This is a genomic window from Borrelia turicatae 91E135, from assembly GCF_000012085.2.
Taxonomy (GTDB): Bacteria; Spirochaetota; Spirochaetia; order Borreliales; family Borreliaceae; genus Borrelia; species Borrelia turicatae.
Window position 1 is genome coordinate 269,156 of the sequence record NC_008710.1, and the last position, 14,670, is coordinate 283,825.

Here is a 14,670-nt window from a genome sequence, read left to right on the forward strand (position 1 = left end):
TTTAATATCTAAATAAACACATCCCGTGGTTTTGAGCCATTTACAGGACCTATATATCCCATCTCTTCCATAAGCTCAATAATTCGTGCAGCTCTATTATATCCTATCTTTAATCGCCTCTGTAAATAAGACGCAGATGCTTTTTTAGTAGAACGAATAATTTCAAGAGCTTCCTCAAACATGGGCTCATCTGAAGGATTTAGAACCACAGTATCAGCTCCCACAATACTATCAATAAATATTTCATCATCAATATAATTTGGGGTACCAAATTTTTTCACTTCTTCAACTAATCTATAAACTTCTTTTTCATTCAAAAATCCACCTTGAATTCTTTGAGGAAAAGGTGTAGTAGGATTAACATAAAGCATATCACCCTTTCCTAAAAGTTTCTCAGCACCTGATGCTCCAAGAATTATTCTTGAGTCCATAGAACTAGCAACCATAAAAGAAATCCTTGAGGGAAAATTAGCCTTTATTACTCCCGTAATAACATCAACAGATGGTCTTTGAGTAGCAAGAACTAAATGCATTCCAACAGCCCGAGCCATAGCTGCAAGCCTAGAAATCAAATTTTCTAAATCCTTTCTTGCAGAAAGGATCAAATCTGCAAATTCATCAATAATGATTACTAAATAAGGTAATGGGGCTTCATTTAACCCCTCTTCCAGTATTTTTTTATTATAAGCATTAATATCCCTCACAAGAAAATTATCAAGAAGAACATATCTTCTCTCCATCTCATCAAGACACCAACGAAGGGCTTCTAAGGCTCTATTTACATCAGTAATAACTGGGGTTAACAAATGTGGAATATCATTAAAAAGCTTAAGCTCAACCACTTTAGGATCTATTAGTACAAGCTTAACATCATCTGGGGATTTTGAAAAAATAATTGAAGCAATCAGTGAATTTACACAAACCGATTTTCCAGCCCCAGTAGCACCTGCTATTAAAAGATGGGGAGCATTGATAAGATCAAAAACAACATTACTTCCATTAATTTCTTTACCAAGTGCAAAAGGCACTTTAAAATCACTTTGAAACTCTTTACTATTTATTATTTCTGAGATCAAAATAAATTCTCGTCTTTTATTAGGAATTTCAATCCCAACAGCTTCTTTACCAGGTATTGGTGCAATAATTCTAACCCGAACTGCTGCAAGCCTTAAGGCAATATTATCAGATATAGAAGTTATTCTTGAAAGCTTAATACCTTTATCAGGACGAACAGCATACATTGTAACAACGGGTCCTTTAATAACATCAATAAGCTTAGCATTAATATTAAATTCTTTAAAAGTTTCCTGTAAAATCATCGATTGTTTTTGAATTTCTCGATCATATTCAATATCTTCAGTTTCACTTTTAGGTTCTCTTTGATCAAAAACAGAAATATCTATTAAATAATTATCACTACCCTCACCTACTAATAAATTTCCATAATCAATCTTAACAAGATTACTTATGATGCCCTTATGCCGTATATCACCAACCTTAATTTTTCCACTAGACACTAACTTATTATCCTCAAATTCTGTTAATGCTTTATACTTAGAATCATCTGTAACATTTAGATCACACTGAGAATCTTGAAACGATTGCTCTTCCGATAAGTTGTCATCGCTCACCTCTGATTGACAAAAAATGGTCTTATCTAAATTAACATCTAAAGGTTTATTGGGTTTTCTTAAAAAGGCTTTAAAAGACCATAAAGCCTGATACTCTTCATCATTAATGATATTATCTCCCTTATCAGAAGTCTTAGCTGCATCCAAATTACCATCACAATCTTTATACACTTTAATATTTTTTTTAATTTTTAGAGTATTTAAAAACGGTAAAAAAGCAAACATACTTTCAAACAAAATTTTCAATTTAAATACTATAAAATGAAAAGTATTTAAAACAAAGCTAGCATCCTTAAAAAGGACATAATTCAAGTAAATCCAAATAACAAGTTCCAAAATTAAAATAAGAAAAACAAAAAAATTGCCAAGCATAATCCCAAAATTACTCAAAAACCAATTAATAAAATTAGAACCCTCAAGATCAGAATTAATTCTTAACCAAAATGTCAGCGTAAAAAATAAAATAACCGTATAATTCCAATTAAATACAAATTTCTTGCTAAATATATTGTTGCGATAAGCATACCAATTTACAAGCGGATAAAGTATTAGATAAAATGATAAAAATGAAAAAGTATTTAGAAGCATATGACCTATTAGATTAAAAACAAAAAATATGAATATATTTCCTACAGGGGTTAAAGCAACAAAAAGCGAGAATGATATAACAGCCAACATAAAAAAAAACAAAAAATGAAAATAATGATAAAAATTTTTCATAACTCTATTAAAATCAAAAAAGGAAATAAACTAAACTTACAAGTATAATTAAATAAACCGAAAAATAATAAAGTTTACTATCCTTAAGCATTTTAACAAACAAACTAATTGAAAATAATCCAACCATAAAAGCAATAATTGCCCCTAAGTTTATCTCAAAAACACTAAAAAGCATATCTGACTCAAATAACTCCTTATACTTTAAAAGTAAACTTCCAAAAACAATAGGAATCAAAGATAAGAACGAAATCTCAAATGACTCTGACCTGCTAAACCCAAGCAAAACTGAAGCAAAAATTGTAATTCCTGAACGAGAAATACCCGGCATAGCTCCAATTCCTTGCATGGTCCCAATTAAACATCCTGCAAACAAGATGTTTTTTTTAAAATCAAAAATTAAAATCTTAAATTCAAGCAAAAACAATAAAATACTTGTCAAAATAAAATTAACTAAAACCAAATCAAGAGTAAATAACTCCTTAAAATTTTCTATAAAAATTCCAACAAATGCTGTAATAAGAGTGATTATTGATATGAGTAATATTAATCTCAACTTTACAAAATCCAACTTGGTAGTCTTTCTTAAAACAAATTTTACCAAGACTACCACAAGTTCTAATATTCGTTTGCGATAATAAATCACTACAACCAAAACAGTTGCAAAGTGCAAATAAATATCAAATACCATCGGAAGATCAATATGCATAAACTTTTTTAAAAGCAACAAATGCCCTGAACTAGATATAGGCAAAAATTCAGAAATTCCTTGAACAAAGCCTAAAATCATAACTCTTAAAACATTTTCCATCAAGTTCTCGACAACCTAAAAACTTTTGGGAAATTCACCCATAATATATTCTATAATAAAATCCATTCCCTTACTCTCATATAAAGCATCATACAACACACAATAAACCAATATCTTCTTAACGTAATTTCTAGTTTGCCCAAAAGGAATTGCTTCAATAAAAAACTCCTTAGGTAAATGCCCATAATCCCTCTCCCATTTACGCACATTTCCAATGCCACCATTATAGGATGCAAGAGCTTTATATACCTCTCCGATCATTTTTATTCTTTTACTTAAATAATAAGTTCCTATGATAACATTATCTTTTGGTTGTTTCAAATCATAATCATAATATTTAATTTCTCTAGAAACATCAACTGATGTTAAAGGCATAATCTGCATAAGCCCAATAGCACCAGGCTTAGACACAGCATTTCCTTTAAAACTACTCTCAGCTTTTATTAAAGAAAACACAAGACTAGGCTCAAGTTTCCGTCTCTTTGACCAATACCTAATTAAATCATTATACAAACACGGATAGAGACGCTTATAATCATCTCTACTTAAAGCCGAGTTATCTTGTTTGACAAGATAGTTAATAGCAAGTGTAGATTCATAATAATATTCATGCCTTACAAGTTCATCATAAAGGTTACGGTAAAAATTAGGAGAAAACCTATAACCATTATTAAAATCACTAGCAACAAAAGCACTAACATAAGAATGCAGATTAAATTTTAAAAACCCTTCTAAAAACCTTTCATAATCAGACTGATCATAATGAATATTTAAATCATTTTCAAAAAAATCATTAATACTTTGATTCAACAAATATTTGCTCATAAATGAGGCATAAGATATCCGATTATACTTAATAGAAGAACGCAAAAGTTCGTCATACTCATTTCTTGACTTAGAAGCAATAAATTTATGATATATAAGCCTTGCATTAATAAAGGCAAGTCTAGATAAAACAGCACCATCAATAATATTTTGACCATTATGATAAAGTGCATATAAATTATCATAATCCTTAAGTTGCACAGCTTCTAGAATATATTCATCTAATATCTTAATAAAGCCAAGATTATTCCTATCCTTATCCGTATAAAATCTAGCTACATTTTGAGCAAAATAATTTCTTGTATTCTGCAAAAATATTAAATTGCCAAAAATTTCATTAAGTATTTCTAACCTATAAGGTTCATTTTCAAGAGAAGCATTTTCTAAATATTTAACTATGGTAAAAAACCCTACGTCCTTTTTTAATCTTAAATTAATAAGCCCTAAATAATAATCCTTATAAACACTATTTAAACTACTAAAAAAAGACAACGCCTTACTAATATAACCTGAACCTAGAAAAGCTTTATAAACATCATTTAAAAATACAAAATTATTATAATATTTCTTAAAATCATCATTTAATATACTGATTGCGCCCTTTAAATCTCCATTAGCTACCAAGGATTTAAACTTCACAAGATTAAAAAAAACTGAACTTAAAAGATTGGATCTCTCTTCAAGAACAAGATAATCATGGGCCCTTACGTGTAAATATTCTGCTGGCAAATCTTCAAATAATTTACTGAAATAAATCAATGATGAATTAATATCAGAAGCATTAAAATAAAGAACTGCCTTAAATAAAAGATTTTCATTCTCTTGAGATTGTGCAAAATTCATCTTTTCAAGCTTATTTAAAACCAAAAGAGCTTCATCATTCTTTTTTTGCCAATAAAGACTTTTGAAATATCCTAATATAATAAATTTATTATTATCATATCTTTTGTAAAGTTTGCGTCCAACAAGTTCAGCCTCAAAATATTCCCTTCTAGCATTATAATATTCAAGAAGCTTAATTCCAGCAAATTGAGATGCAATATCATTGCTACTCTTTATTGCCTTATACATATATTCCTTAAACTTTTCATCATATCCTATTTTTTTAAAAAGATAGGCAATATACACATAAGAATTTGAATCTATGCCAAAATATTCATCGAAATTTTTTCCCGCATAGTCAAAATTCCATAACCAATTCAGATGACTTAAATCAAAATTATCAACATTCCTTTTAACTATATTGCTATTTAAAGACCCTTTCCCAAAAGAACAAGAAAATAAACTTAATAAGAACAAACAAATAATTTGCTTAAACATAATTACTGTTTTCACATTTAGTAATTTTTTCTTCTTTATAAAAAGGACAATCATAAATTGCAAAATTTCTAGGATTTAATACTTTAGAAAAAATCAAAAACAATGAAAAAAATATCAAAAGAAATAAAGAAATAAGACTTAAATAAAGCATAGAAGTTTGAATCAAACCTTCTTCCGAATCTAAATCCAATCGACTCTCTTCAATATCTGTAGCAAAATCTTCCTTACTAAAATCCAAAGCAACATCATCAAATTCACTCTCACCCAACCCATTATCAAGGTCGGTAATAATGTCCTCAACGTCCCAATTATCAGAATACGAATCTTGAAGAGTATAAACATTAACACTCTTAAAATCAGTGTCCTTATCTTCAACTAATTTCACAGCATTAGCAGCAGAATTATCAGAAGCAGCACTCGAATCACTAATATCAACAGAAATGTTATCTAAATCGAAATCATCTCGGCTGACAGTATCTTTATCATTAAGGACGTGTTCTTCAAGATCATTCCCTTCATCAATATTATTCTCAAACCCATCTCCTGTAAGCCCAAAATCAAAATTTTCTAAATTAAGATCAGAGTCAGAATCCAAATTTTCACTTACCAATGTACCATTATCTGAATTTAAAGAATCCGATAATAAATTAAAATTATTCTCATTACTAAAAAGCTTTTCGTCTGCAGACAAATTTTGAGAATTAGGTAAATCATTAAAATTATCTAAATCACCATCTAAAGAATCATACTGCCCAGCAACACTGCCAAATTCTTTAACAAATTCCTCTTCACGCTCTACACCACTAAAACCAACGGGCAAATCACTCGACTTAGCACTCTCTAAATCATTAATTTCTTCTGAATCTACAGCAAGATTAATTAAGCTTAAATCAAACTTAGACTTATTTGCAATTCCATCACACTCACCATAAACATAAAGCATCATAGAATCTATTTTGAAATAAACATTTATATTAGCACTCTCTTTCCTAAGATTATCTAAGAAAAAAGACCCAATAATAACAGAATTAGAAAAGTCATCATGTTCACTAATATAAAAATCCAATTTTACATTAGGTTCATCTGCAATCTTACCTAATACCACTCTCTTTACAGCAGTATCATCCAAACTTAAAATTGAAAAATATTCATCATTAGACAGCCTTATGGCTAAAAACCCTTTCAAGAATTCCAACCTTTTTGTTCTTTTGTAAAAAACAAATTTATATATAATCAAACTATAACAATAATATAATATAATTAATACTATGTTCAACTTACAAGTAATCTTTTATTTAACAGAAAAAACATTCAAAGGCTATAAACTACTGTTTTATATGATATTACTAAATATGACTTTTTAGGAGAAGTTAGGGTGTTACCGTTATTCATAATACTTTCCTCAGCTGCAATATCTCTTTTGATATTTTTATTCTTCAAAATTGCAATATCAAACACAAAAATAAGAAAAAAAGGTAAACATAATAAAACAAAAAAACTAACAGACAAAGCTGCAAACATATTAAAAACAAATCCAAACGAAATAAGTGCTTTACAAACTCTAAACGATTATTATTATTCCAATAAAGACTTTGAAAATGGTATTAAATATGCCAAAAAATTATGCCAACTTATAGAAGAAAATCCTACAAATCAAAGAATAGATTCTTTTAAGGCTTTCTTAAGTTACGGTTTTTATAATCTTGAGAGAAATTTTAATTCAGAAGCATTGGTATTTCTTAAAAAAGCATACATCATGAAAAAAACCGATGTAGATGCAAATTACTACCTTGGAATAGCCTTCTTAAGAAATGCACATTATAAAGAAGCACTACATTATCTCACAAAAATATATAAATTTGATAAAAACAATAAGGATGCCTTAAAATACATAGGAATAACGCTTTTTCATATGGAAAACTATACTAAAGCTGTCGGGATATTTAACAGCATAAGCAAATATATACAAAATGACGTAAATGCTCTATTAGCATATGCCCAATCTCTATCTCAATTAAATCAGGACCGGCTTGCATTTTCAATTGCAAACAAAATAAGAAACAAAGATGGAAGGATATATGAAGCTCTTTTAATTGAATCTGAAATTAATTCAAAAAATAACAACTTAACAAAATTAGAAGATAACATTAGAGAAATGATGAAGATCAAACCTGATTTACCAACAAAAACATTCCTTAAACTATTTTACAAACTAGGAGAGCTGTATATAGAACATGAAAACTACAAAAAAGCAACTGAAGCGTTTACTCGAGTTGAAAGAATTGATCCACACTATCAAAAAATTACTGAAAAATTAGAATTTAGTAAAAGACTGAATGAAAATTTAGCATTAAGAATATATCTTAGAAGTCCAAAAGAAAAGTTTGATAATTTAGCTAATGCAATTATCCTTAAACTCTATAAAAACAAGTTTCAAGTAAGAGATAAAAAGATAAATGAAATAACCTCACAATTTATAGACATAAATTTCCAACTATCAAATAATCAATGGGAAGAAAATTTAATAGTTCGATTTGTCAGAACAGATCAAAAAAATTTTGGAGAATTATTCCTAAAAGACCTTATTGCAAAAACCAAAGAAAGCAAATTAAAAGGACTCTGTATTGCACCAGCTACATTTTCTGATAAAGCCAAACAAATCATTGAAGGGAGGTTAATTGACCTCATAGAAGGAAAGAAACTAATACAAATATTAAAAACACTGGATATATCAAAATACGTATAGCCTATCTGAGATATTTCATAGGATTCCCCGTTTTTCCATCTTTAAAAATAGTAAAATGTAAATGATTGCCCGTGCTATACCCTGTACTTCCCATACGTCCTATTATTTGTCCTCTTGAAACCCTCTGTCCAACTTTCACTGCAAAAGAACCTAAATGAGCATAAAGAGTTTGAAAACCATTATTATGAGAAATAATAATATATTTTCCATATCCTCCAACACTAAATCCAGCTGTTACCACAATACCTTCTTTTGTTGCAAAAATAGGTGTATTAGCTACATTTGCAATATCAATCCCATTATGAAAACTAATAATTTTGGTAAAAGGATCAGGACGATAGCCATAACCTGAAGTAATAACGCCTTGAGTTGGAAATAAAAAAGTCTCTCCTAAAGCATTTCTAAGTAATTCTTTAGCCATTTTTCCCCCAGGAATAAACAATTTTTGCCCTAAATACAAAACTTCATTATCAAGGTTATTAGCATCAAGAATATCTACTTTGGGAATCTTATATTTTTTTGCAATTGATGAGAGAGAATCACTTTTCTCAACAGTATAAAGAACGCCTTTCATATTAGGCACATTAATAACAAAATTAGGCCTAATGCTCCTTACATCTTTAATATCATTATAAGAAATTAAAGTCTCACTCGTTATGCTATATCTGGCTGCAATATGAGAAAGTGTCTCTCCAGGATTAATTTTATGTTTAACTACCTTTAAAACAAAAGGCTTCCTTACAGTTGCTTCATAACTATTTGTATCCACTCCAAATAGATGATTATTGATCTGACTTAAATCTTGATCGCTATAATATAAAAAAGTATCAATAAAATAATCCTTGGGAAAACTCAGCCTACTTAAAAAAATGTACGAACCATAATACGAAAAAATATTTAAGTAAAAGACTAATACTAAAACAAAAATTATCGCATTAAATCTAAAAATAAAAATATAAGTTAGATTGATATCATAATCATTAATCATTTTAAGTCGAATCTTATTATAAGAAGATCGATACTTATAATTATCAATGATTACCATCCTACCAAATAAAGTCAAAAATAATAACTTAATTACATCTAAAAGTTTGTTTGGAATATTCATAAAACGAAAAAATTTTTTCCGTTTTTTTCTATGAAAGTTACGAATATTACCAAAATCTCTCAATTCAAAATCACCTTTAATAGCCCTATCAAATAAAAAATTTCTATTTCTTTTTAATACATTCTGATCCTTTTTTGGTATAATCATAATATGACTCATTATACACTAGAAATTTCAATTTGCTAAAAGATATCAATTGGAAATTTAAAAAATGATCAAAACTCATAAACAAGTACTAATACCCATTATACTGGCTTTATTATTAATGATAGCAATCATAAAAATATCTCTGTCTTTTCATTTAGTCAAAGGTTCTTCAATGTCACCAAAAATTTTAGAAAAACATTGGATAATCAATAACAAACTAGCTTATGGAATAAGACTAAAGAACAGCAAAACATATATTATATTATGGGGCTTGCCTAAAAAAAACGAAATGGTACTTATTAAAGACCCTATAACAAAAAAAATATCCATTAAAAAAATTTTTGCCATACCAGGCGAAAAATTTATAAAGCTAAAACAAAATGTAATATCCATACATAATTTAAACTTTAATATAGATAAGGAACATCTAAAAATTTTAGAAAATATATATATCCCAAAGGATTATTACCTGGTAGTAGGAGAAAACAAAAAAGTTTCCCTTGATTCAAGAGAATATGGGTTTATAAACATCAATGATATCATTGGAAAAATAATATACTGCCTGTAAAAAAACTTATAATAACAAAATTAATATCTCAATTCAAATAAATGTTTAAGTCAATTCAATACTGTCTTCTAACACCCTACTAGATCTCATGTCTTCTAATGAAGCAAGAACACCTTCGTTTTCAAAACCACTATCAAAAGAAGAACTTGTCATTCTTATTTGAATTGACTTAGAAACATGCGTATCTAAATCTTTTGCAGAAATGCTTAAGATACCACTTTCATCCAAACTAAAAAGTATCTCTATCTTTGGCATACCTCTTAAAGCCTTTTGTATATTACTAAAAAAGAATCTGCCTATAGAATAATTCAAAGATGCTTTCTTATATTCACCTTGAAGGACATGTATCTCAATCTCTTCCTGATAATCATTAGTTGTTGTAAAGATTTTTCGCTCACAAACCGGTAATAAAGTATTTCTCTTAATTAACGTAAAAAATCCATCATTACAAGTCTCAATGCCAAGAGAATAAGGGGTTACATCTTTAAAATCAATAAGAGTACTATTATTTGACAGACTACAAGCATGAATGCCCGCACCATTTGCAACAACTTCATCTTGATTTAAGGAATCCAATACTTCAATTTTAGGAAAAATTTCCTTCAATCTCTCTTTAACTAAAGGAATTCTTGTTGAACCTCCTGAAAGTATTATTTTTGAAATACGTTCAAGATCAACACCTGAATCGGCAATACATTCATTTGTAAGACTAATAGTTTTCTCTATAAATTCCTTAATCATAGAATTAAAATCATTTCTCTTAAGTTTATAATTCAAATGCTTGCCATCAAGAAAAGGTAATACAATACTAACCTCATCCATAATAGATAAACTTTTTTTAGCTTCTTCAATTTTGTCTCTTATCTGTTCAAGAATAACAATATCATCTAAATCAATATCAGGATATTCTTCCTCAAAACTGGTTAAGACATGCCTTTCTATGACTTCATTAAAATTATTTCCGCCAAGTTTATTCTCGCCCTTAATTGCAAGAACAGTATAAGTATCATTTTGTTTTTCTAAAAGAGTAACATCAAAAGTTCCACCACCAAGGTCATAAACAAGAAATAATCCATCTATTTGTTTTTCAAAAGCATAAGACAAAGCGGCTGCTGTTGGTTCATTAAGTATTGCACGACATTTCAATCCCGCAAGACTTGCAGCTTCTACAACACCTCTTCTTTGAATTTCAGAAAAATAAGCAGGAACAGTTATTACAACATCACAAATCTCTGTACCTAAAAATTTCTCAGCATTCATCTTCACATTTAAAAGTAAATAAGAAGCAATATCCTCAGCTCTATATGTATTATTACCCACTTCATAAGAGACTTCGGTACCTATATCAACTTTAAAATTATAAAAAGTCTTATCTGGGTTTACCAATATTTGATGTCTAGCAATACTACCAACAATAATACCAGAATCTGTAAAAGACACAATAGAAGGTGTCATTCTCTCACCCCTATCATTTAATATAACCCTAGAATTAGCATCAAAATAAGACGCTACAGTATTTGTAGTCCCAAGATCTATGCCTATCCATTTTTCCATCAAGTACCCCTATGAATTGAAACAATTAATTCAATTTCACCCAAATCCAATTTCAACTTTTTAGCAATAACTTCTAAAGACATTCCTTGCTCATAAAGTGAAATAACTTGCTGGCGAATATTATATCCTTCCTTGATTATATTTTTCTCAATAGTAGGTATTGAATAATCTAAATTACTCTTATAAACACTACTATCCCCTTTCATGCTAAAATTATTACTTCCCATTGAAATCGAATGAGCATTAAATCCCAATAGTCTTTGATCAAGTATTTCTATCCTCTCATCAACTTCCTTAATAATTCTATTTAAGCTTTCAATCTTTATCTCAATAATATTTATATTTCTATCAGTTGCTTGATTAATTTCAATAATAGTTTTATCTACCTCACTCCTAAATTTCCTAAGTATACTATTAGATTTGATTTTCAAACTAATATAAATATGAAAATATATAAAAATAAATATAATCAAAATAAAACAAAAAACAACAAACATACAGAATGTCCTATACTTAAACTATCGCTCAATATCAATGTTTCTTCCAATTTTTGGATCATGAAAATTAATATCATATATGCCAGGTGAATTTCTCTTAGCAGTCTTAATTTTTGACATTGTAATAAAATTGACATTACCATCCATGCTTTCATCAGCTGGATATATGCTATTTATTTCAGAGTCAACATGATAACTCTTGCTTTGATTTAAACTCAGATTTTTATTTTCTCTTATCTTTTTTTTCCTTAAATCTTCATTTGAAATTTCACTAGCCTTAAAAGCACCTTGTGTAATTATCTTTACAACTTCAGATGAACCATTAATATCCATAAAGCTCCTCCTACAATTTGCAACCTATTTAGATTTAAAAGGAACATAAGCTAACATTTTAATAATATTGTCATCCTCTACAAAAGTAATATTATTATAATCTCTTGGAAGTTCATAATAAGCATCTTTAATATGCAACTTAACGCCAGTATAAGCTATGTACTCAACAAAAATTTTGCCATCAATCTTACTATCTTCAAGTGCATCTTGCAAACTTTCTTGCTTATCTTTTACCATCTTTATTTCCAAAATTAAAATATCTCGCTCATTAATAAGCTCATTACAACTGTCAATTTTTAAAGATTTCTCAGCTTTATCAACAGTAAGTTGAATGTTCTTCTTTAAAGCAGAAATATCTTTTGTTAAAACTTCCAACCGTTTCTCAATCTTCACAAGATATTCAGTAAATCTAGATAGCAAAACTTTTATTTCAGGATCACACCCAACACAAATAGAAGTCTCAGCATTACCCTCAGATCCAATAGAATATGCTCGAACCTCTTCTCTCGCACGAACATCAGAACCAACTATCTTAGATTTTTTTCCAATGCAAAGCACCTTCTTTGTACAAGAAACAAAAGAATTGACAATTCCTCTTACAACTTCAATATTGCCTTCACATCGTACATTAACATTTTCTAAAAATTTAGACTTAATAGACTTCTTTGCATAAATCTCTGAACCACCCTTTCCATTAGCCCCACTTCGAAGAACAATAGAACCATCAGTTCTCAAATTACACCTACCAACAAGTCCATTGACTTCTATTCCACTCTTAGCCATAACATTATATCCATCTAAAACACTTCCCTTAACAAGCACCATACCATTATTTACTATATTTCCAGTACCAGGTCCAACATCACCCTCAACAACATAAACATCATGCACAGAAATAATACCATTTGAAATAGATATATATCCATCACACCCTGCAATAATCTTATTTCCTTCCATGAAAGTATTATCTCCCAAAATCAAATCCAGCTCTCGACCATGCTCTGCTCTTAATATTTTTCCAAAAACAGTATACCCTTCAATACCCTCTGATAAGGGAATAATTTCTGCCAATTCATCTCCTCTATTAACATTTCTAAACTCATTACCTACAGCACCATACTCACCTGAAGACTTACTCTTAGCAATAAAATTAATATAAGCATCTCTTCCCTTAACAGGATTTACTCCCCTTGCCATCTCAACTGGTTCACCATAAAAAGGATAATCTACAAATTCTTTTATTTTATTCTTAAGCAATGCTCGATCTGATACTCCATATTTCTTAAGAATACTATAAATATCTTTTTCCAAAACTTCAGCACCATTAGGTCCAGGAACAGTAAATTCAACAGTTACTGACATTGAATCTTCTGATATATGAACCATCATAGTTACACTCTCAACAAGATCGGCCTCAAAAACAGATACTTGTTCATACTTACCATTAGCATCCTCAATAACCGATCTAACAAAATTTTCATCCAAATCTTTGATATTACTATATGAAGCAAATTTATCCATTACATCTTTAAACTTAACAACACTCCCATCTCCTTGAGCAGGAGTAACCTTCAAAAATACCCCCTTGGCAGTTCTCCTGATAAAAAATTTCCCATCCAGAGACGCAACTTCTTCAAATTCACTTTGTGAACTTAAAACATCAGTAACACCAAACTTTGAATAAGAATTCTTATAAGCAACTATTTTCCAGTTTTTCTTACCATATCCAAATAGTCCATTATTTCCACGTACCAAGACCTCATAATTCAAGTCTTTATAAGGAACTGAAAGTTCTAAAGAAGCATCATTTAAAGCCTCTTCAAGCGTATCTGATTCCACCTCTATTAAATTAATACGATTTTCTCTTTCTAAATAATTCTTAATTCTATTCCTAAAATCCGCAAAATCGCTAATCGTAGCCATAATTATTCCTTTTTATTAATCAAACTCTTAATAGTCTCAGCAACAATTTTTGGATCAGTATTCTCAACATGTGAAATTTGATCTAATAACTTACTACTTAATTTACTCTCTTTAGCAACTGTATCATATTTACTCAATTTGTCTGAAAGACTATAATTGTCATTATCACCACTTTTATTATTATCAAGATGAATATTTTTAGAAAAAGAATTCTTATCATCTGTTTCAGGCTTACAGTTACTATTCTCATCAATATCCTTCTTCCTTGTATCATTACTCAAACTATCATCTTTAAAAAGATCATACAAATATTTCTTGTATATAAATTCAAGTAAAAGTCCAATACAAAAAAAAACTATAAACTGAAAAACCGCTCTAAACAATACTGTAATAAAAGGCACGCGAGCAAAAATGCCAAGAATCACCGCAAGAACAAATGCAAACGCACTAAATAATAAAACATACTTGCGTCTTTTAGTAAATAACATAT

11 protein-coding genes and 1 pseudogene are annotated in these 14,670 nt (G+C 29.1%); 2 read left to right on the top strand and 10 right to left on the bottom strand.

Annotated elements, in window-relative coordinates:
- Positions 1-8: 8 nt before the first annotated feature.
- Genes BT0_RS01280 through BT0_RS01295 form a run of 4 tightly spaced genes read right to left on the bottom strand, consistent with a single transcriptional unit; the run spans position 9 to position 6,490 of the window.
- Positions 9-2,351, bottom strand: coding sequence for a DNA translocase FtsK (locus BT0_RS01280; protein WP_011772214.1), 2,343 nt, complete (start codon positions 2,349-2,351; stop codon positions 9-11).
- 13 nt (positions 2,352-2,364) lie between these two features.
- Positions 2,365-3,159, bottom strand: a complete 795-nt coding sequence (locus tag BT0_RS01285; RefSeq protein ID WP_041178435.1) for an undecaprenyl-diphosphate phosphatase — start codon at positions 3,157-3,159, stop codon at positions 2,365-2,367.
- Positions 3,160-3,174: 15 nt separating this feature from the next.
- Positions 3,175-5,358: a flagellar assembly lytic transglycosylase gene (locus BT0_RS01290; RefSeq protein WP_181005553.1), complete on the bottom strand. Its 2,184-nt coding sequence runs from the start codon at positions 5,356-5,358 to the stop codon at positions 3,175-3,177.
- The gene (locus BT0_RS01295; protein ID WP_236842842.1) at positions 5,297-6,490 is read right to left on the bottom strand and encodes a hypothetical protein; all 1,194 of its coding nucleotides are present in this window, start codon (positions 6,488-6,490) and stop codon (positions 5,297-5,299) included. The genes BT0_RS01290 and BT0_RS01295 overlap by 62 nt, the downstream gene beginning before the upstream one ends.
- Before the next feature lie 189 nt (positions 6,491-6,679).
- Here BT0_RS01295 and BT0_RS01300 point away from each other — a divergent pair, with 189 nt between their 5' ends.
- A complete protein-coding gene (locus BT0_RS01300) occupies positions 6,680-8,050 on the top strand; it encodes a tetratricopeptide repeat protein (protein WP_011772218.1) in 1,371 nt (456 codons plus the stop codon).
- Position 8,051: 1 nt separating this feature from the next.
- Here the strand turns inward: BT0_RS01300 and BT0_RS01305 are convergent, their stop codons facing one another.
- A complete protein-coding gene (locus BT0_RS01305) occupies positions 8,052-9,305 on the bottom strand; it encodes a peptidoglycan DD-metalloendopeptidase family protein (RefSeq protein ID WP_041178437.1) in 1,254 nt (417 codons plus the stop codon).
- A gap of 64 nt (positions 9,306-9,369) precedes the next feature.
- On the opposite strand from BT0_RS01305, the gene lepB reads away from it, so the two are divergent.
- On the top strand, positions 9,370-9,873 hold the full coding sequence (lepB, locus tag BT0_RS01310; RefSeq protein WP_011772220.1) for a signal peptidase I: 504 nt from the start codon (positions 9,370-9,372) through the stop codon (positions 9,871-9,873).
- A gap of 45 nt (positions 9,874-9,918) precedes the next feature.
- Here the strand turns inward: lepB and BT0_RS01315 are convergent, their stop codons facing one another.
- From BT0_RS01315 to BT0_RS01335, 5 genes and pseudogenes are all read right to left on the bottom strand, one after another.
- Complete coding sequence (locus BT0_RS01315; RefSeq protein ID WP_041178438.1) at positions 9,919-11,427, bottom strand: Hsp70 family protein; 1,509 nt, start codon at positions 11,425-11,427, stop codon at positions 9,919-9,921.
- Positions 11,369-11,924 (bottom strand): annotated as a pseudogene (locus tag BT0_RS01320) (DUF6115 domain-containing protein). Before BT0_RS01320 ends, BT0_RS01315 begins: the two are co-directional and overlap by 59 nt.
- A gap of 21 nt (positions 11,925-11,945) precedes the next feature.
- Positions 11,946-12,257, bottom strand: coding sequence for a hypothetical protein (locus BT0_RS01325; protein ID WP_011772223.1), 312 nt, complete (start codon positions 12,255-12,257; stop codon positions 11,946-11,948).
- Positions 12,258-12,281: 24 nt separating this feature from the next.
- The gene (locus BT0_RS01330) at positions 12,282-14,180 is read right to left on the bottom strand and encodes a FapA family protein (RefSeq protein ID WP_011772224.1); all 1,899 of its coding nucleotides are present in this window, start codon (positions 14,178-14,180) and stop codon (positions 12,282-12,284) included.
- Positions 14,181-14,182: 2 nt separating this feature from the next.
- A complete protein-coding gene (locus BT0_RS01335) occupies positions 14,183-14,668 on the bottom strand; it encodes a hypothetical protein (RefSeq protein ID WP_011772225.1) in 486 nt (161 codons plus the stop codon).
- Positions 14,669-14,670: the final 2 nt, after the last annotated feature.